This window comes from Glaciimonas sp. OK215 (assembly GCF_057787885.1).
Map to the genome: position 1 here is coordinate 1,662,554 of NZ_CM173544.1, position 23,186 is coordinate 1,685,739.

Sequence of the window (23,186 nt, forward strand, 5' to 3'; positions counted from 1 at the left end):
GCCCCGACTTCAAATTACTCTTCGACCAAGTTCACGGTGCGGACATCAGGCAACTTCGACAGATCCATCCGATATTTGGAACCGAATGAAGGAACGCCCAACTCAGACTCCGGCAGTTCCCAATCAACCGGGAGATCCCAGAACGCCTTGAACGCATCCTTGAACTTGACGCTGAGGTCAAAGCTGGTCGCAAACATGTGACGCACCTGAATCGATGCGTGCTTGGTCATGATCCGTGCGCGCTCTTCCTTCATCCATTCGCGGGTTGGAACGGCTCTTGCGATACGCTCCTTACGGACTTCCTTGCGACGGGCGGCGGTCTTGGCTGCATTGACTTTCCACACCTGATTGCTGTCTTGCGCGATCACTACGCCGTAGACCTTCTCGGCGAACTCCGGCAACACGAAGCGACTGTTGAGATCGTTTTCCACCGACGCAACATCGCGATCCAGTGGATCGCCAAAGCCCGGACCGCCACGCATGTAGTTCAAATACAGGTCATGGTTTTCGAAAATAGCCTCGGTGGTTGTGCACTGCTGGTCACGCTTGACACGTGCAGTCGCGCTGATGTGACGCTCGTATTCCGTATTTTCCGGGTTGCGATCGGCGCCCAGCGGCAGCGACAAACCATCCCTGATACGTGCTTCGAGATCGGTTTTGTGCGCTTCGAAACGATAGCCGGTAGCGGATGGGTAACCTCCCATCAGACCCCAGTCACTGTTCATGTAGCCATTGCCCATGAAGTACATGCTCCAGTCTTGCGCTTTCCATACCATGCGCAAGGTCTCGAAACCACAGCCGCCGCGGAATTTGCCGTAACCGCCGGAGTTGGTCTTGACATTACGGCCCATGTACAGCAGCGGTTCCGCCATTTCCCAGATCTCGATATCGCCCATGTCGCCCTCAGGATTCCACACAGCGGCAGCGTGGTTCAGACCATCCTTGATCGCGCATGCGCCGGTGCCGCATGCCGCAGGCTCAAAACTATTCACCGCATGCGCTTCGCCATCCTGATTGATACCGCCGCCCTGCAGCCAGTTGGAAGTGTTGGCATTGCCGGCATTGACTTCCTCCAGATAGCCGCGTGCAAAGTAGGATTGGCTCATGCCGCGCCAGATGCCGCTCCAGCCGGACACCAGGAAGTGCCATGCGTATGCATGCGCAGTACGACGGTCGTCCGGATTCATCCAGGTGCCTTTGGGCAGTTTGAATTCGGTCGCGTAGTACGCGCCATCGTTGATGCGCGCAGTCGGCACCAGCGTCTGTGTCAACATGACCCAGATGCCACTGGTGAACGCCACCTGATTGGCATTAAAGCTATGCCAGCCCCAGCGGCTGGCGCCCTCGAAATTGAGTCTCCAGGTGGCGTCCGGGCGTATCGTCATTTCGCACGGGGCATGCATGATGCTGTTCATCTTGCCGAACTCTGAAGCCAGGCTCATGTCCTCATGATCATAAGGAATGTCGACAAAGGCGACCCTGCGGTAGACGCCCGGAACGGTCATGGCCTTGAGCCGTGCCTGCAGGCCGCGCCGCCCCTCTTCAATGATCTCGTGGGCAAACTTGGTGTAATTCTCAATCCCTTCCGCCGCCAGAACTTCCTCTACCAGCGTGCGAATCATGTGGCAGCCGGCAATCCGGGTACGTTCGTCCAGAATCCAGTATTTGGTGGTGCGTACATTGCGCTGGCTCTCGTGCAGCCAGTCACGCAGCAGGGTGTCGTTAATGCCGGTCTTGCGGCAAGTCACCTGCAAGCCGTCGCCGAAGCGGGAGACTTGACCGGTCGACATCGAACCCGGCGTCATTGCTCCGAGGTCGATGACGTGGGTGACCCCGCCGACCCAACCAACCAGATTGCCTTCCCAGAAGATGGGTACGATGGTGGCGATATCGCAAGGATGGACATTACCGATCGAGCAATCGTTGTTGGTGAACATGTCGCCAGGGTTGATGCCGGGATTGACTTCCCATGCATTTTCGATCATGTACTTGATCGCTGCGCCCATGGTCCCCACGTGAATGATGATCCCGGTGGAAGTCAGGATGCAGTCGCCTGCCGCGTTATACAGCGTGAAACACAGTTCGCCTTCTTGCTCGACGATAGGCGATGCAGCGATTTTCTTCGCCGTCTCGCGCGCATGCACCAGGCCGCCGCGAATTCTGGAAAACAGCTTTTCGTAGGTAATCGGATCGGCATCCTTGAACTCAAGCTTTTCGAGGCCGTTGTAGAAACCCGTCTTGTTGGTACGTTCCAGCACCTCATCGCGATGCTGCTTGAGGGTCTTGCCGTTACCCAGCAAATCGGGCAAACCCATTTCTTTTCTAGACATTTTATTCATGATCGGTCTCCTTATTTAACTTCTTTAAGATGAAATAAGCGGTGCTTGTCGCAATAGGTTTCGAACCCTAAAGGCACGATGAAGGTCGTGGAAGGGGACTCGACAATTGCCGGTCCCACCACACGGTTGCCCGCCTTGAGTGCTTCCATCGACCAGATTTGGGCGTCCTGCCATTTTTTATGGCGATAGAAAGGGCGGCTGCCGATATGCGCTTCCTTAGGCGGAGTCGGACCGGCATCCGGCTCTTCAGGCAGTTCCGGCTTGGAAGAAACAACACTGCCGCGCATGATGGCGCCAGTCACACCAAACCCCAATTCCGGTGAACTTGCAGAACTCGCATAGACCCGTGCATAAGTCTCGTCAAAGGCATGCACCATCTTGTCCCAGTCCGCCAGCGTGGAAGCGCTGGTGATCGGTGAATTGATTTCGAGGTCGTTCAGCTGTCCCATGAATTGCATGCGATAGCCAGGACGCAGCAATACATCTTCCGGCTTGAAGCCGTTGATAATGAATTCCTCGATGACCTTTTCACTCAGTTCAGCCCACGCTTCGGTCAGGGTTTTGCATGCTTGTATTTTTTCTGCGTCCGAGGCTTTCGGACCAACGCCGATATCGACACTCTTGTCATAACGGTATTCGTACTCGGCACAGGCACAGCCGAAGGCGGAGAAGCCGGCTGCCCATGCCGGCACAATCACGTCCTTGAAGCCCAGGCCTTCGGTATACCCGTAGGTGTGGACAGGACCGGCGCCGCCGTACGAGAAGCAAACGAAGTCCGCCGGGTTGTAGCCCTTGGCGCTGATGACGGAACGCATGTATTCACGCAGGTTCAAATCCAGCAGCTCGATGACGCCTGCTGCAGCATCTTCGACCGACAGGCCGAGCGGATCGGCAATTTGTTCCTTCAGATATTGTCGGGCGCGGTTGACGTCGAGCTTGATGGCGCCGCCCAGGAAATTGTCAGGGTTGAGGTAACCCAGCACGACGTGACAATCGGACACCGACACCGTGTCCAGACCGCTGTCGGCCCAACACATGCCAACCCGATAACCGGCGCTGTCCGGACCGAGTTTGATCGCCTTACTGTACGGATCGATGCGGATAAAGCTGCCTGCGCCGGCGCCGACCGAATCCATTGCGACCAGTGGCAAGGAAAGCACCAGGCGCGCCATGTCCGGATCGGATTGGATGGCGAAGTTGCCCTTGGTGATGATTGCCATGTCGAAACTGGTGCCGCCAATGTCGCTGCACGCAATATTGTCGTAGCCCAGTTTTTCGCCCAGGAATTTTGAGCCGATCACGCCACCGATGGGGCCGGAGACGATGGTACGGGCAAGCTCCTTGGCTTTCCAGCCGATGGTGCCGCCGTGCGTTGCCATGACGCGCAGATCGAACTTGGCGCCATGTTTCTTGAAACGGTCACTGACTTTTTTCAGCGTTTCGCGCGACGGTTCAGCCGCGTAAGCTTCCAGAATGGTCGTGTTGGTGCGGTGACTTTCCTTGCGCGAAGGATAATAATCGACGGTCGCGAAGACCGGGATGTCCGCGCCGAGTTTCTTCAATTCTTCACGGCAAATATCGCGTGCACGCAGTTCGCTCTGTTCGTTCTTGTGCGATTGCAACAGACTGATAACGATCGCTTTGGAACCGCGCGCCACCAGCTCGCGGGTTGCCACGCGCACTTCATCTTCGCGCAGCGGAATCACGACCTGGCCCTGGACATCGGTGCGCTCCGTGACGCCACGGGTGCGCGACAGCGGCACCAAAGGTTCGTCGTAACGGTGGCAGTTCAAGTGGATACGTTCTTCCAGCGCGTACCCGAGGTAGCTCTGCACCGCACGCCCCATTGAATGGATATCCTCAAAGCCGCGGTTACACATCAGCCCCACATCCAGGCCTTTGCGCTGAACCACCCGGTTTAACATGGCAGTACCTGAATACACACAGGTCAACAGCTCCGGAAAAACATCATCGACATTGCGCTGCCATTCGGCGAGAGCGTCGATAGACGATTCGTAGATAGCCTGGGATTCATCCCCGGGGTTACTTTGTGCCTTGCCGACGACGAATGATCCATCCTCCCTTACGAAGAAGGTGTCAGTCATCGTGCCGCCGGCATCGATGCCCATCACCTGTACTGGCGAGTGTTGAGCTTGCATGTGTGTCTCCTCAATGAATTATTGGCTTTCAAATCCAGCCATCGACCATCAGTTCAACTTTGGTGGCTGGGTATTTGGCGATGAAATTAAACTTGACCGCACACCAGATATCGCAAAGAGCATGCCAGTACGGCGAAAGGCAAAGAAAAAGCCATTTCTCCCTATGACAGGGAGTAAAATTCCGGTCGCTTGGGGAAAGGTCGCCGCCGGTTTCGAACGTTTGTTTTTCGGACGGTCGCGTTGAATACGACCGGAAATCGAACGCCGTTCGGCCTTCACCCCGGGCTCTTCTTGAACGGGATTGCAGCGCAACGTTAAATCCGTGTTTTGCAGAGGTGTATAGTTACCGCAAAAGTTAATGCACCTTCCAGGAACAGCCTGCCGCCGCAGTGGGCCGAGCGAAACAGTCACGCCCTGCGGGGATACGGCGAATAGCCAGTAGGAGACAACATGCTTGCCAACGAGCCAAACCAGCGGCTATCCAATCCTCAAAACAACCGGAAGATCATGGCCGCCTGGGAAGAGTTCCTGAGCGGGCATGCGCCACCGCCCAATGCATTGCGTTGCCTGATCGATGATTCCTGGCGGCGCTGTCTGGAGGTGCAGGTGGATCCCGGCCGGCAGCAGGCACCATCCCCGGTCAATGAAGCCGCACTCAATTCTTTGCAGCACCAGCATCGGGAGTTGTTAACCGCCGGCAAACAGGTCATGGCGATGGCCAGGGATTTCCTGGCCGAAACCGAGACGATCATGATCCTGACCGATCCGAACGGGATGATATTGGGCGTGGAAGGCGATGCCCGCGCGTTGGGGGCGGCCGAGGACATTCACCTGATTGCCGGAAGCAGTTGGAACGAGCTGATTTGCGGGACCAATGCGATCGGCACAGCCTTATCCATCGGCCAGCCGGTGCAGATCCATGCAGCAGAGCATTTTTGTGCCGGGATCAAGGAGTGGACGTGTTCCGCGACCGTTATCCGGGACCCCTATGACGGCAAGATCCTGGGCGCGGTGGATGTTTCCGGTCTCGGCAAGACCTTCAGCCCTCATAGCCTGGCGCTGGCCGTCACCACTGCCAGCCGCATCGAGAGCCAACTGGCCAAACTGGAGATGGACTTTCGCTATCAATTGCTGGAACGGGGCATGGCGAAAATGTCCAGCGCGACCGACGGCGTGATTATCTGCGACCGTCGCGGATATCCGATCAAGGCCAACGAGCGGGCAGTCACCGCCCTGATCTCGCGCGGCATAGACTTCGATCTCAAAAACACCACCCGGATCCCGACCTTGGGTATGGGGACATTCGCAGCCCCAACGCGGGTCAATGCTCCCGAATGGCTCTGCGCAGACTGGGTCGAGCCAATTATCGATGCAGGGGAGCGGATCGGAACGCTGTTGACGATTCCAGGGTTGCCGCAGGCTGGCATCTCTTTGCACCTTGGCCGAAAGGAAAGGACTGCGCAAGCCGTGATGACTACGGACACCCGGGGTTTCGCAGGTATCGTGGGCGGTAGCGAGGTCCTGGCGCAGGCGGTGAACAAGGCAAAGCTGCTTGCCAAAACCAATGTGCCGGTACTATTGCTCGGCGAAACAGGGGTAGGCAAGGAAAACTTTGCGCAAGGGATCCACCGCTCCGGGCCGATCGGGGAGCGGCCATTTGTCGCGCTCAACTGCGGCGGGCTTTCCAAGGATCTGTTGGCAAGCGAGCTCTTTGGCCATTGCGAGGGTGCCTTCACTGGATCGCGGCGCGGCGGCATGGTCGGCAAGGTCGAGGCGGCGAACGGCGGCACGCTGTTTCTCGACGAGATCGGCGAAATGCCGCTGGAGTTGCAACCGCACTTCTTGCGGGTCCTGGAAGAAGGGGAAATTTATCGCATCGGCGAAACGACGCCCCGGAAAATCTGCTTCAAGCTGATCGCCGCTACCAACCGGGATCTGCGGGAGGAGGTTGCCGAGGGCCGGTTCCGCATGGACCTCTTTTACCGGGTATCGGTGACCAGCATCCGGATTCCGCCGCTGCGCGAACGTAGCGAGGATATCCGGCCGCTGGTGGAGCATTTTCTGCGCAAGTTTGCCGAACAGTACGGCGCGGCCCCCAAGCAGATCAGGCCGGAAGTCATCGCTGCGCTGGAAAGCCATGCCTGGCCGGGGAACGTGCGCGAACTGCGCAACGTGGTCGAAAGCATGTTTTTGATGGCCGGTGGGGAATCGTTGGGGTTGGAGGAGCTGCCGCCTGAAATCGGATTGCCGCTGGTTTCCGGCAGCGGGAAATTGAATATGCGAACTCCCGCAACCATGGGAAACCTGGAAGACGCGGAACTGGCGTTCATCCGCGAGACGCTCGAAGCGGACCGCGGCAATCTTACCTTGGTGGCCAAGCATCTTGGCATTGCAAAGAGCACTCTGTACATCAAGCTCAAAAAATATGGGCTGGATCAAGTGTTAAACGGCGTCAGAGGTGCAGGTCGATAGGGATACGCTGTCCTGACTTTTCTGAATGCAACGTGGCCCTTTCAAATGCCGCCATCTGCCTTGAAAGCCCAGCTGCAAAAAGGTTTGCAGCGCATTTTTCGTTCCGGGTCGGGCGCCGGCGAGGGCAGTTAGCCGACCCGTTGCGGGTTTGAATTCCAGCGTTTTCTTGATCGACATCAATATTCCCCTGTCAGAACCGTTTTAATATCTGCCGGCCTAGCCGTTGCCTTTGCCGGCATCGCGCACCACCCGCCATGGGCTGTTTCTTTATTAAAGGTTCTTTCATGCAACTACTTCTGCCGGATCCGGTGCCGCCGCAGGCGCCGATGCCGCACCGTAAAGTCATTCGTTCCTGGTTGCTGCCGATAGTTCGGCGCAGCACCGCTCGCGCGCTCTTGCTGGTGACGCTCGATCTGGCTTTGTTTGGCTTGGCGCTGGCGGCTACGGTCTGGTTTCAGAATGTGCTGGTCAAATTGCTGTTCGGCCTGTTGGCCGGCTTCGTCATCGGCCGCTTGTTTATTCTCGGCCACGATGCCTGCCATCAAAACTTTACGCCGCATCGACAGTTGAATCGCTGGCTCGGCCGTCTGGTGTTCTTGCCTTCCCTGACACCGTATAGTTTGTGGGATGTCGGCCATAACGTGGTGCATCACGGGTATACCAATTTGAAGGGCTTCGACTTTGTCTGGCATCCGCGCTCGCTGGAAGAGTTTCAAGCTTTGCCGCGCTGGCGCCAGTGGCTGGAGCGCGTCTATCGCAGCGGCTGGGCGCCGTGGCTGTATTACCTGATCGAAATGTGGGGGCTGCGCATGGTCTTCCCCAGCGGTAGCCGGATGCCGACCCGCCGCCGGGTGTTTTTCTGGGATTGTTTACTGGTTTCAGTAGCGGCAGTTATCTGGGTCGCGGCGCTGGCGGTAGCGGCCGGCGCTACCGCTCAATCGCTGTGGCTGACGCTGCTGGCCGGCTTTGTGTTGCCGTTTCTATTCTGGAACGCGATGATTGGTTTTGTCGTCTATGTGCATCACACCCATGTCGGCATCGCCTGGTATCAGGACAAGCAGGTCTGGGCCGCAGCCCAGCCGTTTGTGTCGACCACGGTGCATCTGACGTTTCGCTATCGGATCGGGACGCTGTTGCATCACATCATGGAACATACTGCGCATCACGTCGATATGAGTATTCCGCTATATCGGCTGAAGCAGGCGCAGCAGGTGCTGGAAACCATGCTGCCGGGACGCATCGTGATCCAGCGCTTTTCCTGGCGCTGGTATTTCGACACGGCACGACGCTGCAAGCTGTACGATTTCAAGCGTCGTTGGTGGACTGATTTTGACGGGAAACCGACCAGCGAGCCGGTACTTGTGGTGTGACCGATTGAACGCGCTGCCGGCAAACTGCAAAATGTCGGCATGCAGCGGGCATCAGTTCTGCTTACCGGAGAGACTCAAGTTGAGGCACCTAGAAATTGTTGTAGTTCCAAGGTCTTGGGATGCGCAAAAATTTCCTCCGGCGGGCCAATTTCCTGCACTTTTCCCTGGTGCATAAACACCACGCGATCACAGACTTCACGGGCGAACCGCATTTCATGGGTCACCATCAGCAGCGTCATGCCTTCTTCCGCCAGGCCGCGCACTACGCTCAGTACCTCGTTCACCAGTTCCGGGTCTAGTGCGGAGGTAATTTCATCGCACAACAGCGCGTGCGGCTGCATCGTCAGCGCGCGAGCAATCGCTACCCGCTGTTGCTGACCGCCGGATAACTGATCCGGGTAAGCGTCAAATTTTTCGGACAGACCGACGCGCGCCAGGTTTTCCTGTGCCGACTTGCGGGCTGCGCTCTCTGTTGCGCCCTTGACGATCATCGGCGACAGCATCACGTTGCGGCCGACGGTCAGATGCGGGAACAGGTTGAATTGCTGGAAGATCATGCCGACCTTCAAGCGGAGTGCACGCAATTCGGTCTCCGATTTGCCCAGATGGGTGCCGGCGATGCTGATGTTGCCTTCATCGATGCTTTCAAGGCCGTTGATACAGCGCAGCAAGGTGCTCTTGCCGGAGCCGCTCTTGCCGATGATGGCAATGACTTCACCCGGTTCGACATCCAGCCGGATACCGTTCAGGACCTGATTGTCGCCGAAGCTTTTTTTAACGTTATCAATGGCGATGAGTGGCATTCAATTTCCTTTCCAGAGACTGACTATATTTGGACAGCGGCCAGCACAACGCAAAATACATCAGCGCCACCAGCGCATACACGGTGAACGGCTGAAAAGTGGCGTTGGTGATCATGGTGCCGGCTTTCGACAGTTCTACGAAGCCGATGATCGAGGTGACGGCCGTGCCCTTGACGATTTGCACGCTAAAACCCACGGTAGGCGGAATCGCGATGCGCAAGGCTTGCGGCAGGATAACGTGGCGCATTTGCTGTATGTTGCTCATTGCCAGGCAGGATGATGCCTCCCACTGGCCGCGCGGAATGGCCTCGACGCAGCCACGCCAGATTTCAGCCAGGTAGGCGCTGCTCCAGCCAGTCAACGCCAAACCGGCGGCGAGCCAGGACGGCACTTCCAGGCCAAATAGCGCCAGACCGAAAAAGACCAGGAACAATTGCATCAGCAACGGCGTGCCTTGAAACAACTCGATGTAGATTTTGGTGGCGCGCCGCAGCCAGGCTTGCCTGGAATTTCGCAAAAACAAGACGATCAGCCCCAATACGCCACCAAGTGCGAACGAAGCCAGCGACAGCAATACGGTCCAGCGCAGCGCCAGCAACAGATTGCGGACGATGTCCCACAGCGAGAATGAGATCATGCTGCTCTCCTCGCGGCAGGCCGGCCAAAAAGCCAGTGGCCAATCAGCCGTAACAATTGGCGCAGGCCGATCGCCATCACCAGATAGATCGCGGTAGACAGCAAATACGATTCGAACGAACGGAAGTTGCGGCCCTGGATGAAGTTGGCCGCATAGGCCAGTTCTTCCACGGCAATTTGCGAACAGACGGCGGAACCCAGCATCACGATGACCATCTGGCTGGACAGTGCAGGCCAGATTTTTTGCAAGGCCGGAGGCAGAATCACGTGACGAAATATCTGCATTCTTGTCATCGCCAGACTCAATCCGGCCTCGATCTGGCCGCGCGCGACTGCAGCGATGCCGGCACGAATGATTTCGCTGCTATACGCGCCCAGATTGATCACCATCGCCAGCAGCGCCGCCTGCATCTCGCCGATTTGCAAGCCGATTCCCGGCAATCCGAAAAAGATGAAAAACAGCTGTATCAGAAACGGCGTGTTGCGGATCAGCTCAACATAAGCACTGACCAGAGGCCGCAACCAGCGCGGCCCCTGTGTACGTGCCCAGGCCGCGCAGATGCCGACGGCGACACCCAGCACGCCGCCAATCGCGATCAATTCGAGCGTGACCAGCACGCCCTTGATCAGCACGCCGGTGTAGTCAAACGGCGCCAGAAAATCGAAGTGGTAAGTCATGTGTTTGTTTTGGACTGCCGTTACAGACTGGCCGGCAACGGCAGGCCCAGCCACTTCACGCTCAGCGCGTTCAATTCACCGTCTTTCTTGGTTTCCGCCAGGATCGCATTGACTTTGTCGAGCAGCTTTTGCTCATCCTTGTTGAGGCCGATCGAGCATGGTGAATTCTTGATCAGGAATTTTGTTTCCGGCTTTTTCGGCGGATTCCTGGCGATGATCGCAGCGGCAACGACATTGCCAGTCGCCACCAGTTGCACCTGTCCCGACAGGAAAGCGCTGATGGTGCCGTTGTTGTCTTCGTAGCGCTTGATGGTGGCGCTGGCGGGCGCGATCCTGGTCAGTTCCAGATCTTCGACTGCACCACGGGTGACGCCCACGGTCTTGCCCGCCAGATCGGCGGCACTGCTGACTTTTTCCTCGGCACTGCCAAATACGCCGTTGTAGAACGGCGCGTAAGGCGCGCTGAAGGCGATGACTTTTTCACGTTCCGGATTTTTACCGAGGCTGGAAATAATCAGATCGACTTTCCTGGTTTGCAGGTAGGGCACCCGATTGGCGCTGGTGACCGGGACCAGCGCAATCCTGACCCCCATCTTCTTGGCAATCAACGTCGCGACATCGATGTCCAGGCCTTGTGGCTTGAGGTCGCTGGTGACCGAACCGAATGGTGGAAAGTCCTGCGGCACTGCGACTTTCAGCACGCCGCTTTTGACAATGTCATCGAGCGCATCGGCACGCACAGTGCTGCCAAGCAGTGTGCCGGCGGCGAACAGGGCGAGCAGAATTTTGGGAAATTTCATGTTAAGACTCCTTTAGCTGGGGGAATGTTGAAAATGGCGCCAGTGCCTGTTGTAGCGGCGACAGCCGATCGCTGCGCACAGATTGATTCAGACCTGCCTCGACATTGCATAAATGGGCATGCATCAGTTGTTCGGCCTGCACCAGATTGCCGCTTTCCAGTGCCGCGACGATGCCGACATGTTCGGCGCAGGACTGCCTGGCATGATGCGATGATTGATACAGCATCGCTGTCAGCGTCGTCCGCGTAGTGAGATCGCGCAGGGTGTCCGCCAACAAAGTATTGCCGAACGACTCACACAGACAGACATGGAAATCGCCAAGCAGAAAGCTTCGTGTCGCGGCATCGTCGCCGTCAACCGCGGCCTGTTCACGTTCGACATGCCGGCGCAACTGCCGAATTGCGTCTTTGCTGAGTGGCCGTGCATAACGCAGCAGTCCGGTCTCAAGTACCCGGCGCGCTTCGAACGCAGCGCGTGCATCGTCCGCTGTCGGCTCAATGACATACCATCCGCGACGTGCGCTGACGGTAACGAGGCCGCGTGTCACCAGTCGTGTGAGCCCTTCGCGAATCTGAGTCCGGCTGACGCCAAACAACTCAGCCAGTTGCTGCTCGCCCAGCCGTGTGCCCGGAGCGAGTTTCTGCGCCAGTATCGCTTCAGTAATCCGCTGGGCAATGTGGGTCGATGATTTGGTCGGCGTGTCGGCTGTCATGCAGCGGTATGAGCAAGTCGTGTGCCAGGTGTCGTCTGAGACTGGTGGATCAGTCTGATATGCAAGATTGATGTACAAAATTCACCAAATTGGCATGGCTGCCGGGAAAATTGTCACTAAAAGGGGGGGGGCGGACGCACTGTTTTGGTATGTGTGAAAACGTGTCGATTCGGCGGTATCGACTATAGCTTCAGCGCAAGCCGGAGGCAGGATTTTTCGAAGCGCAGCTCAGATTGATTCCCAGTTCTGAGAAGTCCTTGGCGCCAGGACTCAGTCCAGCACGAGCAGAATCGGTTGGTGGTCAGACGCGTCACTGGTCGGGTCCTGTCGCATTTCTTTGGCCCGGGGCGCCAGGTCCTCGCTTACGAAGATAAAGTCGTAGGTGAAGGGCGGACCTGGCCATTGTGTCTTGTCGTAAATGCCTACCGTCGGTGCATGCGGCTCGCCGGGATGGGTGATTTCCCATGCGTCCAGGTAAGGCGGAGTGGCAGCGTCCAGCGCGGCTAGCAACCGCTTGCGTTCGGACGACTCCGGCAGACAGTTGAAGTCACCGGTCAGGATCGATGCCGCAGCGCGGGGCACAAAGAAGAATGGCCCTTCGGATAAGTCGCCTGGCCGCTGGCTCACCGCGTGGGAGACGGCTTCCCGATGCAAGTCGCGCAACCGTTCTACCTGGGCCGCACGCTGTCGGCTGGAATAGTATTCGAGGTGAGTGGTGGTCACGCGCAGCAAGCCAAATGCCGTGTCCAGAGTCGCTTCCAAGGCGATTCGTTGCATGCTGGCAACGCCGGGGTCAGCCGGCCACGGCAACAAATGGCGGAACACCTGTAGCACCGGGAGGCGTGAAAAAATCATGTTGCCGAAGGTGCGGCGACCGCCGCCGGGATGCGGTGTGTCGGTGGCCACGCCGGCGATCGCGGTATAGCCCGGAAGACGGTCGGCGAGTCCCTGGAACTGATCACACCCGTCGCAACCTGGCAGCTCGGCGTAACCGGCGGAGACTTCCTGAAGGCACAACACATCGAAGTCCGCCAATCGGCTTGCGTGCGCCACAATCCGGTCGAGATCGACCCTGCCATCGGCCCCGCGCCCCCATTGGATATTCCAGGTAATGAGTTTCATATGTCGTCAGAAATGTCTGGCCCGGATTGCAACACGCGGCGTCGTCCTTTTAAGCGCATGCTCGACCGCGCCCAAGATAACTTAATGAAGACCGGCTTCGCTTTTTTTTTGATGCAAATATTGCCACAAAGTTTCGATGGATTTGGCGTTCACTCCACCGAAGGCGGCGCAATGCAATGGCAAGTTATAGCTGATGTGCGTTAGCCATGCGTGCTGATCGGCCGCACCCGGAAACCAATTTGCGTCAAATGAAGGCGTAAAAAAATGCCCTGTTCTGAGAAGAATCAGGGCATTTCTTATTATTCGACGCAGATAACAGGAACTGGGGGCGACTTAGTCATCACGGCCATGACGTCCATCGCGATCACCATGACGTCCGTCACGATCATCATGCCGCTCTTCGCGCCATTGACGTGCACGCATTCTGCGCTCATGCCATTCCTGTTCCCGATCCCGCTCTACGTAGACCGGACGCTGTTCAACGTAGACAGGAGCTGGTTGCACGTATACCGGCCGTGGCTGAACGTAGACGGGTGCTGGCGCTACAAAGACGCCTGGGACGCCTATATTGATACCGACATCAACGTGGGCCAGTGCCGGTGTTGCCGCCATCATCATGGTTGCGCTTGCGATCAATCCTGCTGCAATTGCGAAATATTTTTTCACGATTTTTCCTGTTGGGATGTTTGTACGAATGTTGGTATTAAACGCCGAATTCTTAGGCCGCATTACCTATATACGGTAACAGCAGTAACAGAATGTTTTAATCGCTGAAAAATTGACGTAAAAATCACTTTAGTCAGCTTTCAAAAAGTTGCCGGAGCAACTTGCGCTGGCAAAACATATTTGCTGTTTAGCTATTCTTGTACATCAAGCATGCTGACGTAGTCGGTATGAGGGTGTCGAAGAGTAGCGCCATAACGCATCAGGCGCAAGTTCGGTTGACAGGAGGCAGTCCGGGACACTGCGATTGGCACAAATTATCCTTGCCGCATCGAATAAATTAGTGCTTTGTCAAGCGATCGAAAATACTGCCAAGCCAAAGCCATGCGGCATCCAGGATCCGCGCGAAAAAGTTGGCTTGCTCGACATTTTCCAGTGCCACAATCGGCCTTGCAAGCACAACCGCATTGTCGACCATCACCTTTACTTGACCAAGCTTGTTTCCCACGACAATCGGTGCAAGAAGCGGGTTATTCATTTCAACCACCTGTTTTATTTTTTTAGATTGTCCTTTCGGCACTGTTACATAGAGGTCTTCGGTGAATCCGGCTTTTACCCGTTTTTGTTTGCCTTTCCAGACCGCCGGTGTTGCCAGGGTATCGCCGTGCCCATACAACTTGATGGTGTCATAGTTCTGATAACCCCAATGTAATAGCTTTTGACTTTCTTGCGTGCGTGCGTTCCCGGACGTGGCCCCCAGCACGACGGCGATAAGCCGTCGGCTGCCAGTTCCATTGGGCCTGTTAGCGGAAGCAATCAGGCTATACCCGGATGCGTTGGTGTGTCCGGTCTTTATGCCGTCAATGCTTGCATCCAGGGATAGCAATTGATTGCGATTGGGTTGCGTAATTTTGTTGTAGGTGAATGTTTTGGTGGCGTAGATCTTGTAGCACTCGGGATAATCTTCGACCACATGCGTGGCTAAAGTAGCCAGATCGCTCGCGGTAGAATAGTTGCCCGCATCCGGTAGTCCATGCGAGTTGGCAAAGTGCGTATTTTTCAAACCGAAGATGCCTGCCATGCCATTCATCTGGGTGACAAAGGATTCTTCTGAACCGGAAACTGCTTCAGCCATTGCGACCGCCGCATCGTTGCCGGATTGGACGATAAGGCCGTATAACAGGTCTTGAATGCTCACCGGTTTGCCCGGTTCTATGAACATCTTTGAACCATCGCGATCGACTTTCCAGGCCCGCGTCGACACATTCACCATTTGATTCAGGGTGATTTTCTTTTCCTGGATGGCGGCACACGCCAGGTAGCCGGTCATCAACTTAACCATCGATGCAGGTTCGACCCGAACGTCGGCGTCATGTGAAGCGAGCACGTGATTGCTGCTGGTATCGAGCAACAGCCAGGATTTCGCGGTCAAAACGGGCGCTGTCGGAGTTTGCGCGCAAGCCGTTGAGAATACAAAACAATTCAGGATATGGATCGCTGAAATTCTTTTCATGTGTTCCTCCGGGCCTGCTGCTTAGATAAAACCAGGTGCTGGGTTCGCGGCAAGAAACATTTTTTCGCTGAATACTGAAATAGTGCCCGAAAACGCCGGCAGCAGCCAGCGTGACGAGGCTTTTAGCGCCACTTCTTTTCGGCGGGCGTTGAACAACTTGCAGGCTGAGCTTGCAGAATGGCGAGCTTATAGCGGCGGCGAATCCGTGGATGGCCTGCTCGGCATAAGCCATCGCGGAAAGCTGGCGAGCGTCTTGACCAGGCAATGCCGATAACTCATCTCGCCGCTGATCAACCCGGCGAAATTATCGTTGATACGCTGATTGAGGACGAGATGAGAGAACGTCAACTTCGGAAACCGATAGGTGAGCCGGGCCATCCATCGCGCCGCACGAAGTTCGGGTAGCAATTCTCGGTGCAAGAGTTGGGCGTAGCGCTTCGAATCGGCGCGCAGTCCGTCTTTCTCGATGGCGCGGGCTGCCAGCGTCGCGCTCTTTAACGCGAAATAAATGCCTTCGCCGAAGAGTGCTTCGGCCAGGCCGGCGGCGTCGCCGAGCAGCCAGATCCGACCTCGCTGGAACAGATTGCGCTGGTTGTGGAGCGGAATGATGTAGCCCTGGTATGCGACGTTTGCAGGTCGCTGCAGGCAGGCATATTCCGCGATAAAACGGTCCAGATGATTGCGCAGCGAGGTACCGCCGAACGGCGAGTACACGCCGACGTTGAAGTGGTCATGCTTGGGAAATATCCATCCATAACCGCGCGGCATAGCGCCGAAATCGAATACCGCACGATGGCCGAAGCGTGCCAGCGCATCGTCGCCGGGGCGCACCAGGGCTTCGAGTGCGGGAACGTAACCGACCACGTCCTTGCCGAAAATCTTGCTGCGTACCGTGCTGGCAGCACCGTCGGCGGCGAGCAGCAGGCGGCAGCGCAGGACCCCGCCGCTGGTTCTGACGCTGAGCGAATCGGTGGTTTCGCTGGCATCGATAAACGCCGTTTCGGCCAGGAAACGGACCCCATATGCGCAGGCCCGGTCAAGCAACAACTGGTCGAATTCGCTGCGCACTACGGTGCAGGCCGCTGGCGCATCCATATCCTTAATCAGCGCGTCGCGATTCCCGTAGGTGAGGATGGCGCCGTCGATGGACTGGTGGAGCACTGATCCGAGGTCGAAACCGAGCAGCGCGATGGATTTTCCCGACAGCCCGCCGCCACACACTTTTTCGCGCGGGAACGATGCTTTGTCGATGATGGCCACCTGCAAGCCCTGTGCGGCCAGCAAATAAGCGAGATGCGAACCAGCCGGTCCGGCGCCGACAATCAGCGCATCGTAAATGCGGTCGGCTGGATTGACTAATGACTTCATAAGTAAGGTTAGGCACGCAGTTTGGCGTCGATCGCCACCATCAAACGGTCCATGCCGAAAGTCACGTCCTGCAATTCGGCATTCACAAAAAATGCCGGCATTGATCGAATATGATTTTTTAGCGCGCCGTCCCGATGTTCGCGTACCCGTTGCAGATAAACATGATCGCTGATGTCGTAGTCGTAACGGGCCAGGTCAAGTTCGAGCATGGCAGCGTATTGCCTCAGCGCGTTGATCTTCAGCTTGTGCTGGTGTTCAAACAGCAAATCGTGCATGAGCCAGAATTTATTCTGAGCACCCGCAGCTTCAGACGCCTCGGCGGCAAGTTCTGCATTCGGGTGCAAGGCCACCAGCGGAAAATGCCGGAACACAAACCTGATCCTATTCCTGTAAGTGTTCAGCATGATCTTCACGGCCCCTTGTGCCAGATGACAGTATGGGCATTCGAAATCGGCATACTCGATTACCGTTACCTTGGCGCTTGCCGGACCGAGAACATGATCGGTTGGATATACGGGCATCGATAGCATGAAATCCTCCTGTTGAACACTCCAATGTGATCAAGGCAAAGCGCTTCACACGTCATTTTTCGGGGCCGGTAATCGGCTTACTTTACATTAAACCAATAATGAGAATTAACAAGTAAAAACACACAACTACGCTGGTTTGATAAATGTTTTTTGTCTGCTGCCACTTAAAAAAAACACGACGTTAAAACATCCGGCAGCGTCTTATACCGGCAGGGGAGAGTGGGCCTGGATCGATGCAGCATGCCAAGGCGGCGGTGCGCCGCATGCGTCAGGGCAAGGCAAAAAAAAATCGATGCGGCAGAAGTTGCCGCATCGACCTAAAAACCCATCTGCAGGATGGTGGTCACATCATAAATCCACAGGTCAGAAACGGGTACGCATGCCTACCGCGAGCTCGGTCTGGTTCTTGAAACCGTTGGTCGAGGCCACACGATAGTCATCGGTGAGTTTCATGTAATCGGCAGCCACATAGACCTCAGTGCGCTTGGACAAGTGATAGAAGGCCGAGCCGAACAGGGTGGCTTTCTTGCCGCTTCCGGTGGCGGTTGAAAAGCTGGCATTCGAGTACGCGTTCAGGGTACTGGTGCCGGCCACGTTGAAAGCGGCATTCGTGGCCTTCATGACCTGATAGCCGATTTCGTAATCCATCGGACCTTGCGGCGTGAACTTGGCCGATACGGTATAGGCATTGTCCTTACGCTTGCCGAGTGCGCCCTGTTCTGCCGTGTAATGGAAATAGCCGGTGTTCAAGCGCACCAGGCTGTTCAGGAAATAGCTGCCGCCCAGCGAGTAGGACTTGTTCTTTTCGGTCGACTTGTCGAGCGAGTTGCCGACATCGGCTTCGTTATAGAAGCTGGCAACCGTGAAATTGCTGCCGTTGTAGCCGAGCGCGGCAGACTTGGTGGTGTTATTCGAGAACGCACCGGCGACTTCGCCAAACTGATAACCGAGGCCGGCCACGAGACCATTGTCGAATACTTTCTTCCAGACCACGCCATTGTCGTAACGCGTGCCGGTAGCGCTGCCGGCGTAGAAAATCATTTGCTTGAAGTTGTTATTGTTGGTGAAGCCGCCTTCTTCCAGGCCGAGTTTTTCGGTGCCATACGCATCGCCGTAGACTTGCGCAAAATCGCGCGCCAGCGTGTTTTGGCGACCCAGTGTCACTCTGCCCAGGCCGTCGCTTTGCATGCCGACCCAGGCATCGCGGTTAAACAAGACGCCCGGGGTGTCCATTTCACCGGTGCCGACTACGAATTCGGCTTCCAGTTTGAACATGGCCTTGAGTCCGCTGCCGAGATCTTCCTGCCCCTTGAATCCGATGCGGTTGCCGCTGAACCAGGCGACTGGAATGCTGGTCAGGCGGTCGCCGTTGCTGTCGGCATGGTTGACCGTGCTGATGGTGGCGTCGATCAAACCATAGATCGTTACATTCGACTGCGCAAACGCAGTGCCGGTGCATCCTAGTGCGGCCAGACTAGCTAGCGCGAGTACTGTTTTTTTCAAAATTGTCTCCTGGTGGCGAAAGTTATTTTGCTTATTGCGCCGACCGATGTGCCCGATCGACGGTGTGCCGAGTATAGAAGCGCGAAGCTTTCTTCCAGCTTTCATCACCGCAAGTTTTGTGTTGTTTTTGTGCAGTTACGCAACACTTTTAAAGTCGGAGCACTGGGACTGTGTGCGGGTGCGGCCGGGGTCGTGCGGCAAATAAAATTGACCGAAGGAGAGGAGGATATTGATATCGGGAGAGACGGCGCAGCTGATTCTTGGTCGCAACTAATTACACGGACGAGTGCCTGGCAAACCGGTGCTAGGCGGCATCGCAAGCCGGCAATTGCACCAGCACCGTCAGCCCGACATTCTGTGGGCCTGCGCCAAGCGTCACTGTGCCTTGGGCTGCCAGCACTATTTCCTTGACGATTGCCAGCCCCAATCCGGTACCGTGTTGTCCCGGTGCCGCGTTACGGTAAAAGCGCTCGAACACACGGTCGCGTACTTCAGCCGGAATGCCGGGACCATTATCCGTGACCACGATTTCAATTTGGGCAGGATTGACTGCGGCATTGATTGCAGGTTTGATGCTGACGCCGACGGTGACCTTGCCATTCCGCGCTGTATAGCGGATCGCGTTATCCACCAGATTCATGATCATGGCCGTGAACAGTCCTTCGTTGCCGATCACCCAGGCATGCGGAACCCGCCTGTCAATGCCGAGGTCGATATTCTTGCGTTGCGCCAGATCGACGATATCTTCCAGGACTGTTGCAATCACCTCCACCAGATCAACCGGATGACGTAGGAAGGCGCTGCTGTTGGCGGCCTCCGCTTGCGACAGCAACAGCAATTTATTGGTCAGATCGGCCATGCTGCGGCTGCTTTCCTGCATCGCTTCCAGCACCTCGCTGCAGCGGATTGGATCGGACATTTGGCGCGCGAACTGGATTTGCGAATCGATCAATGTCAATGGTGTGCGCAGCTGATGTGCCGCATCCGCAATAAAGCGCTTTTGCGCCGCGACCTGGGTATTGAGGCGCTGAATGTACTGGTTGATGGCGTCGGCAAAGGGTCGCAATTCTCGTTGCAGCCGACCCGCCCTGATTGGCGACAGCGACATTGGATCGCGCATCGCCAGCTCATCTTTCAGGCGCATGATAGGGCGCAGTTCCATCGTCAGGCCAACCACCACCAGGGCGATCGCCAGGACTAACATGGCGATCTGGCGATGCAACGACGGTCGCCACAGATCGGCCACCATCAGATCGTGGCCGCGCATGGTTTGGCCGACCTGTACTGCGACATGCAACTGGGAGCCGGCATTGTACAGGGTCCGCACCTGACTGGCGACACGGATGGTCTGCTGATCGTACTGAACGGTGGCAAATCGCGGCGTGCTCTCAGAAAAGCGCATGAGAGCGGGAAAATCCGGGCGTCCCGCCAGCAACCGGCCATCGCTGGTGATGACCTGATAGTAGACCTGATCCTGCTGCGGCGAGGCAAACAGCTCCAGCGCCGCCGGATCTACGCTGGCTTGCGGCATGCCCTCCAGCCAGCTGATGTCGCCGGCGATCACCTGGGCCGAGGTGAGCAAGGCGCGGTCTTGAATCAGGTCGGCGGTCTGCTGCGCGCTACGGTAGGAGAACGTTGTACTGACGCTGATATACAGCGTCAGCGGGATCAACAGCCATAACAGCAAGCGCAGGCGCAGACTAACTATCATCTCTTTTCTTGAGTAAATACCCGAGTCCGCGCAGGGTCATGATGGCAGCCTGGGAATGCTCCAGCTTTTTGCGCAAGCGATGCACATAGATTTCGATCGCATCGGCGCTGGGCTCATCGCCGAGGCCGAAAATGCCGTTGACCAAGGCGGTCTTGGACACGGTTTTGCCCTGTTTCAACATCAGTATTTCCAGTACGTCGTGTTCGCGCGCCGGCAGGGTCAGGATTTTTCCTTCAGTCGAAAACTGGCGCGTGTTGCTGTTGTATACCAGGTCGGCACAATGCATTTCTGTCGCCTTGTCCGGACTCTGACGCCGGATCAGCGCCTTGATGCGCGCCACCAGTTCTCGTACTTCAAACGGCTTGACCAGATAATCATCGGCACCGCTACCGAGGCAATCGACTTTTTCGTCGATAGAGCCGCTCGCGGTCAAAATCATCACCGGCACGTTGTTGTGGCGCTCGCGCAGTCGGCGCAATACATGTTTGCCATTCATCTTCGGCAGCATCAGATCGAGTAATACGGCATCATAGTTTTCGCTTTGCAGCACTTGATCCGCTGCGGCACCATCGACGGCAACATCAACGGTAAATTTCTCTTCCTTCAGTATCCTGGTCAGCCACAGCGCCAGCGGAGGATTGTCTTCGATCAAAAGCAGTTTCATGAAACCGGTGTCCTGTTTTAATTTTTATGTTGCACTGCAAACTAAAAAACGCAAAATTGGTAAGCTGGATGAAAGATACGCACGCCTAGAATACATCTGCGTTGATAAGTAATAAAGTAGGACTTAAGCGGTAAGTCCTATAAAGAAGGAAGATCGCAGCCATTATATGATTTGCTGCAGATCATAATCCCAAAACAATGGAGACATAAATAATGCGTAAGTTTATCCGCGGTTCAATGAACGCGACTGCACTATCGACCGTCATGCTGGCGGCACTGGCTGCCCCGACGCAGGCCATGGCTGCCGACTCCGCAAAAATCACCATCATGGTGGGCGGCATCACCAAGATGATCTATTTGCCGGCCAAACTGACTGAGCAGCTGGGTTATTTCAAGGACGAAGGACTGGACGTTGAGCTGCAATCGCAGCCGGCCGGGGTGGATGCCGAAAACGAACTGCTGGCGGGTGCGGTGCAGGCCGTGGTCGGGTTCTATGACCATTCGATCGATCTGCAAACCAAGGGCAAGGAAGTGACGGCGATCGTGGTGTTCGGCCAGGTCCCGGGCGAAGTCGAACTGGTGTCGACCAAGGCTGCCGGCACGCTCAAGAGCATGGCCGATGTCAAGGGCAAAACCCTGGGCGTGACCGGCCTCGGTTCGTCGACCAACTTCCTGACGCAGTATCTGGCGGCGAAGCATGGCATCACGTCCAGTCAATATTCGGTGCTGCCGGTCGGCGCCGACAATTCCTTCATCGCGGCGATCAAGCAGGGGCGGATCGACGCCGGCATGACCACCGAACCTACCGTTTCGCAGCTGCTGAAAACCGGTGAGGCGCAGGTGCTGGTCGACATGCGCACGGTCGATGGCACGGTGAAGGCGCTCGGCGGCCTGTATCCGGCCTCCAGCCTGTATGTGCAGCGGGCGTGGCTCGATACCCACAAGGCCGAGGCCGGCAAACTGGCACGCGCATTCGGCAAGACGCTGAAGTTCATCAAGACCCATAGCGCGACCGAGATCGCTGCCAAGATGCCGAAGGATTACCAGGGCAATGACAAGGCCTTGTATGTCCAGGCGCTGCAAAATTCCCTGCCGATGTTTTCACCCGATGGCAGGATGCCTGCCGGCGGTCCGGAAACCGTATTGCAAGTGCTGTCGGGATTTAATCCGAACGTCAAGGGCAAGCACATCGATTTGTCCAAAACCTATACCAATGAGTTCATCGCCCAGGGCAAGTAATGCACTGCTTCAAACGAAAGAAATTTTAATGACACACTCCTCAAACAGCGCCGTCATTTCTGCCACGGCGGCGCCGACTGCACCGATTGCCCGCGATACGCCGGCGATCGAAATGCGCAACGTCTCCCTCCGCTTCATTTCACCGGACGGCACGGCGACGGTGGCATTGCGCGATTTCACGATGAGCGTGGCGCGTGGCGAGTTTTGCGCCATCGTCGGGCCGACCGGCTGCGGCAAGTCGACCACGCTTGGCCTGATTACCGGACTGCTCAAGCCGACGGTCGGCGAAGTCCGGATCATGGGCGAGGTGGTCAACGGCATCGACCCGCGCATCGGTTTCGTATTCCAGAGCGATGCCGTGTTCCCGTGGCGCAGCGTGCTCGACAACGTCGCCGCCGGTCCGCTGTTCCGCGGCAAACCGAAAGACCAGTCCTATGCGCTGGCAGAGCAATGGATACGCCGGGTTGGCCTCAACAAGTTCAGCAATCATTATCCGCACCAACTCTCCGGCGGCATGCGCAAGCGTGTCGCACTCGCGCAAACCTTTATCAACAGCCCGGAAATTCTGTTGATGGACGAGCCCTTCAGCGCGCTGGACATGCAGACCCGGACCTTGATGCAGGACGAGTTGCTGCAGCTATGGTCTGCCCAGTCCGGTTCGGTCGTGTTCGTGACCCATGACCTGGAAGAGGCGATTGCGCTGGCCGACAAGGTCTATGTGCTGACGGCGCGCCCGGCGACAATGAAGAGCGTCTACCACATCGACTTGCCGCGCCCGCGCGTGATGTCCGAGGTGCGCTATGAACCCGGGTTCATCGATATTTCGCGCAAGATATGGGCGGATTTGCGGGAAGAAGTACAAATCAGCTGAAGGCAAGCGTTGAAAACCGGCTGCTCTCGCGCAA

General features: G+C 56.6%; 22 protein-coding genes. 6 read left to right on the forward strand and 16 right to left on the reverse strand.

Annotated elements, in window-relative coordinates:
* Window positions 1-14 precede the first annotated feature (14 nt).
* Both AC3CHX_RS07490 and AC3CHX_RS07495 read right to left on the reverse strand, forming a co-directional pair.
* Entirely contained in the window at window positions 15-2,339 is a 2,325-nt protein-coding gene (locus AC3CHX_RS07490; RefSeq protein ID WP_488643424.1) for a hydantoinase B/oxoprolinase family protein, read from the reverse strand.
* Between the two features lie 11 nt (window positions 2,340-2,350).
* Window positions 2,351-4,498: a hydantoinase/oxoprolinase family protein gene (locus AC3CHX_RS07495; protein ID WP_488643425.1), complete on the reverse strand. Its 2,148-nt coding sequence runs from the start codon at window positions 4,496-4,498 to the stop codon at window positions 2,351-2,353.
* Between AC3CHX_RS07495 and AC3CHX_RS07500 the strand changes: the two genes are divergently transcribed.
* The 3 genes from AC3CHX_RS07500 (at window position 4,497) to AC3CHX_RS07510 (ending at window position 8,340) form a co-directional block, all read left to right on the forward strand.
* On the forward strand, window positions 4,497-4,742 hold the full coding sequence (locus AC3CHX_RS07500) for a hypothetical protein (RefSeq protein ID WP_488643426.1): 246 nt from the start codon (window positions 4,497-4,499) through the stop codon (window positions 4,740-4,742). The two genes, AC3CHX_RS07495 and AC3CHX_RS07500, sit on opposite strands and share 2 nt — an antisense overlap.
* A 263-nt stretch (window positions 4,743-5,005) precedes the next feature.
* Window positions 5,006-6,970, forward strand: a complete 1,965-nt coding sequence (locus tag AC3CHX_RS07505; RefSeq protein WP_488643427.1) for a sigma-54-dependent Fis family transcriptional regulator — start codon at window positions 5,006-5,008, stop codon at window positions 6,968-6,970.
* 284 nt (window positions 6,971-7,254) lie between these two features.
* On the forward strand, window positions 7,255-8,340 hold the full coding sequence (locus AC3CHX_RS07510; protein ID WP_488643428.1) for a fatty acid desaturase: 1,086 nt from the start codon (window positions 7,255-7,257) through the stop codon (window positions 8,338-8,340).
* Between the two features lie 74 nt (window positions 8,341-8,414).
* Here AC3CHX_RS07510 and AC3CHX_RS07515 read toward each other — a convergent pair whose 3' ends face one another.
* The 6 genes from AC3CHX_RS07515 to AC3CHX_RS07540 form a co-directional block, all read right to left on the reverse strand.
* Window positions 8,415-9,143 (reverse strand): amino acid ABC transporter ATP-binding protein, encoded by a 729-nt coding sequence (locus AC3CHX_RS07515; protein WP_488643429.1) that lies wholly within the window; start codon window positions 9,141-9,143, stop codon window positions 8,415-8,417.
* Entirely contained in the window at window positions 9,124-9,780 is a 657-nt protein-coding gene (locus AC3CHX_RS07520; RefSeq protein WP_488643430.1) for an amino acid ABC transporter permease, read from the reverse strand. Before AC3CHX_RS07520 ends, AC3CHX_RS07515 begins: the two co-directional genes overlap by 20 nt.
* Window positions 9,777-10,457 (reverse strand): amino acid ABC transporter permease, encoded by a 681-nt coding sequence (locus tag AC3CHX_RS07525; RefSeq protein WP_488643431.1) that lies wholly within the window; start codon window positions 10,455-10,457, stop codon window positions 9,777-9,779. The genes AC3CHX_RS07520 and AC3CHX_RS07525 overlap by 4 nt, the downstream gene beginning before the upstream one ends.
* 20 nt (window positions 10,458-10,477) lie before the next feature.
* Window positions 10,478-11,257: a transporter substrate-binding domain-containing protein gene (locus tag AC3CHX_RS07530; RefSeq protein ID WP_488643432.1), complete on the reverse strand. Its 780-nt coding sequence runs from the start codon at window positions 11,255-11,257 to the stop codon at window positions 10,478-10,480.
* 1 nt (window position 11,258) lies between these two features.
* The gene (locus tag AC3CHX_RS07535; protein WP_488643433.1) at window positions 11,259-11,969 is read right to left on the reverse strand and encodes a GntR family transcriptional regulator; all 711 of its coding nucleotides are present in this window, start codon (window positions 11,967-11,969) and stop codon (window positions 11,259-11,261) included.
* Between the two features lie 270 nt (window positions 11,970-12,239).
* Window positions 12,240-13,091, reverse strand: coding sequence for an endonuclease/exonuclease/phosphatase family protein (locus AC3CHX_RS07540; RefSeq protein ID WP_488643434.1), 852 nt, complete (start codon window positions 13,089-13,091; stop codon window positions 12,240-12,242).
* On the opposite strand from AC3CHX_RS07540, the gene AC3CHX_RS07545 reads away from it, so the two are divergent.
* The gene (locus AC3CHX_RS07545) at window positions 13,092-13,295 is read left to right on the forward strand and encodes a hypothetical protein (protein WP_488643435.1); all 204 of its coding nucleotides are present in this window, start codon (window positions 13,092-13,094) and stop codon (window positions 13,293-13,295) included.
* Between the two features lie 129 nt (window positions 13,296-13,424).
* Here the strand turns inward: AC3CHX_RS07545 and AC3CHX_RS07550 are convergent, their stop codons facing one another.
* The 8 genes from AC3CHX_RS07550 to AC3CHX_RS07585 all read right to left on the reverse strand — a co-directional run bounded on the left by AC3CHX_RS07550 (window position 13,425) and on the right by AC3CHX_RS07585 (window position 21,043).
* Window positions 13,425-13,757 (reverse strand): PXPV repeat protein, encoded by a 333-nt coding sequence (locus AC3CHX_RS07550; protein WP_488643436.1) that lies wholly within the window; start codon window positions 13,755-13,757, stop codon window positions 13,425-13,427.
* Between the two features lie 337 nt (window positions 13,758-14,094).
* Window positions 14,095-15,243, reverse strand: coding sequence for a D-alanyl-D-alanine carboxypeptidase family protein (locus AC3CHX_RS07555; RefSeq protein WP_488644758.1), 1,149 nt, complete (start codon window positions 15,241-15,243; stop codon window positions 14,095-14,097).
* Entirely contained in the window at window positions 15,125-15,499 is a 375-nt protein-coding gene (locus tag AC3CHX_RS07560) for a hypothetical protein (RefSeq protein ID WP_488644976.1), read from the reverse strand. Before AC3CHX_RS07560 ends, AC3CHX_RS07555 begins: the two co-directional genes overlap by 119 nt.
* On the reverse strand, window positions 15,454-16,635 hold the full coding sequence (locus AC3CHX_RS07565) for a geranylgeranyl reductase family protein (protein ID WP_488643437.1): 1,182 nt from the start codon (window positions 16,633-16,635) through the stop codon (window positions 15,454-15,456). Before AC3CHX_RS07565 ends, AC3CHX_RS07560 begins: the two co-directional genes overlap by 46 nt.
* An 8-nt stretch (window positions 16,636-16,643) precedes the next feature.
* Window positions 16,644-17,165, reverse strand: a complete 522-nt coding sequence (locus AC3CHX_RS07570; RefSeq protein WP_488643438.1) for a DsbA family protein — start codon at window positions 17,163-17,165, stop codon at window positions 16,644-16,646.
* A 363-nt stretch (window positions 17,166-17,528) separates the two neighbouring features.
* Entirely contained in the window at window positions 17,529-18,668 is a 1,140-nt protein-coding gene (locus AC3CHX_RS07575) for a porin (protein WP_488630827.1), read from the reverse strand.
* Window positions 18,669-18,972: 304 nt separating this feature from the next.
* Window positions 18,973-20,379: a sensor histidine kinase gene (locus AC3CHX_RS07580; RefSeq protein WP_488643439.1), complete on the reverse strand. Its 1,407-nt coding sequence runs from the start codon at window positions 20,377-20,379 to the stop codon at window positions 18,973-18,975.
* The gene (locus AC3CHX_RS07585) at window positions 20,369-21,043 is read right to left on the reverse strand and encodes a response regulator (RefSeq protein ID WP_488643440.1); all 675 of its coding nucleotides are present in this window, start codon (window positions 21,041-21,043) and stop codon (window positions 20,369-20,371) included. Before AC3CHX_RS07585 ends, AC3CHX_RS07580 begins: the two co-directional genes overlap by 11 nt.
* A gap of 212 nt (window positions 21,044-21,255) precedes the next feature.
* Here AC3CHX_RS07585 and AC3CHX_RS07590 point away from each other — a divergent pair, with 212 nt between their 5' ends.
* Together AC3CHX_RS07590 and AC3CHX_RS07595 are read left to right on the forward strand one after the other, a co-directional pair.
* Complete coding sequence (locus AC3CHX_RS07590; protein ID WP_488643441.1) at window positions 21,256-22,281, forward strand: ABC transporter substrate-binding protein; 1,026 nt, start codon at window positions 21,256-21,258, stop codon at window positions 22,279-22,281.
* A 112-nt stretch (window positions 22,282-22,393) separates the two neighbouring features.
* Entirely contained in the window at window positions 22,394-23,152 is a 759-nt protein-coding gene (locus AC3CHX_RS07595) for an ABC transporter ATP-binding protein (protein ID WP_488644759.1), read from the forward strand.
* Window positions 23,153-23,186 lie beyond the last annotated feature (34 nt).

What these genes read in the sequence shown, in the direction of transcription:
- AC3CHX_RS07530 (WP_488643432.1), bottom strand. Translation starts at nt 11,257, where the DNA reads ATGAAATTTCCCAAAATTCTGCTCGCCCTGTTCGCCGCCGGCACACTG.
- AC3CHX_RS07535 (WP_488643433.1), bottom strand. Translation starts at nt 11,969, where the DNA reads ATGACAGCCGACACGCCGACCAAATCATCGACCCACATTGCCCAGCGG.
- AC3CHX_RS07525 (WP_488643431.1), bottom strand. Translation starts at nt 10,457, where the DNA reads ATGACTTACCACTTCGATTTTCTGGCGCCGTTTGACTACACCGGCGTG.
- AC3CHX_RS07505 (WP_488643427.1), top strand. Translation starts at nt 5,006, where the DNA reads ATGGCCGCCTGGGAAGAGTTCCTGAGCGGGCATGCGCCACCGCCCAAT.
- AC3CHX_RS07590 (WP_488643441.1), top strand. Translation starts at nt 21,256, where the DNA reads ATGCGTAAGTTTATCCGCGGTTCAATGAACGCGACTGCACTATCGACC.
- AC3CHX_RS07580 (WP_488643439.1), bottom strand. Translation starts at nt 20,379, where the DNA reads ATGATAGTTAGTCTGCGCCTGCGCTTGCTGTTATGGCTGTTGATCCCG.
- AC3CHX_RS07565 (WP_488643437.1), bottom strand. Translation starts at nt 16,635, where the DNA reads ATGAAGTCATTAGTCAATCCAGCCGACCGCATTTACGATGCGCTGATT.
- AC3CHX_RS07585 (WP_488643440.1), bottom strand. Translation starts at nt 21,043, where the DNA reads ATGAAACTGCTTTTGATCGAAGACAATCCTCCGCTGGCGCTGTGGCTG.
- AC3CHX_RS07540 (WP_488643434.1), bottom strand. Translation starts at nt 13,091, where the DNA reads ATGAAACTCATTACCTGGAATATCCAATGGGGGCGCGGGGCCGATGGC.
- AC3CHX_RS07595 (WP_488644759.1), top strand. Translation starts at nt 22,394, where the DNA reads ATGCGCAACGTCTCCCTCCGCTTCATTTCACCGGACGGCACGGCGACG.
- AC3CHX_RS07495 (WP_488643425.1), bottom strand. Translation starts at nt 4,498, where the DNA reads ATGCAAGCTCAACACTCGCCAGTACAGGTGATGGGCATCGATGCCGGC.
- AC3CHX_RS07490 (WP_488643424.1), bottom strand. Translation starts at nt 2,339, where the DNA reads ATGAATAAAATGTCTAGAAAAGAAATGGGTTTGCCCGATTTGCTGGGT.
- AC3CHX_RS07560 (WP_488644976.1), bottom strand. Translation starts at nt 15,499, where the DNA reads ATGGCTTATGCCGAGCAGGCCATCCACGGATTCGCCGCCGCTATAAGC.
- AC3CHX_RS07545 (WP_488643435.1), top strand. Translation starts at nt 13,092, where the DNA reads ATGTCGTCAGAAATGTCTGGCCCGGATTGCAACACGCGGCGTCGTCCT.
- AC3CHX_RS07510 (WP_488643428.1), top strand. Translation starts at nt 7,255, where the DNA reads ATGCAACTACTTCTGCCGGATCCGGTGCCGCCGCAGGCGCCGATGCCG.
- AC3CHX_RS07570 (WP_488643438.1), bottom strand. Translation starts at nt 17,165, where the DNA reads ATGCTATCGATGCCCGTATATCCAACCGATCATGTTCTCGGTCCGGCA.
- AC3CHX_RS07520 (WP_488643430.1), bottom strand. Translation starts at nt 9,780, where the DNA reads ATGATCTCATTCTCGCTGTGGGACATCGTCCGCAATCTGTTGCTGGCG.
- AC3CHX_RS07515 (WP_488643429.1), bottom strand. Translation starts at nt 9,143, where the DNA reads ATGCCACTCATCGCCATTGATAACGTTAAAAAAAGCTTCGGCGACAAT.
- AC3CHX_RS07500 (WP_488643426.1), top strand. Translation starts at nt 4,497, where the DNA reads ATGTGTGTCTCCTCAATGAATTATTGGCTTTCAAATCCAGCCATCGAC.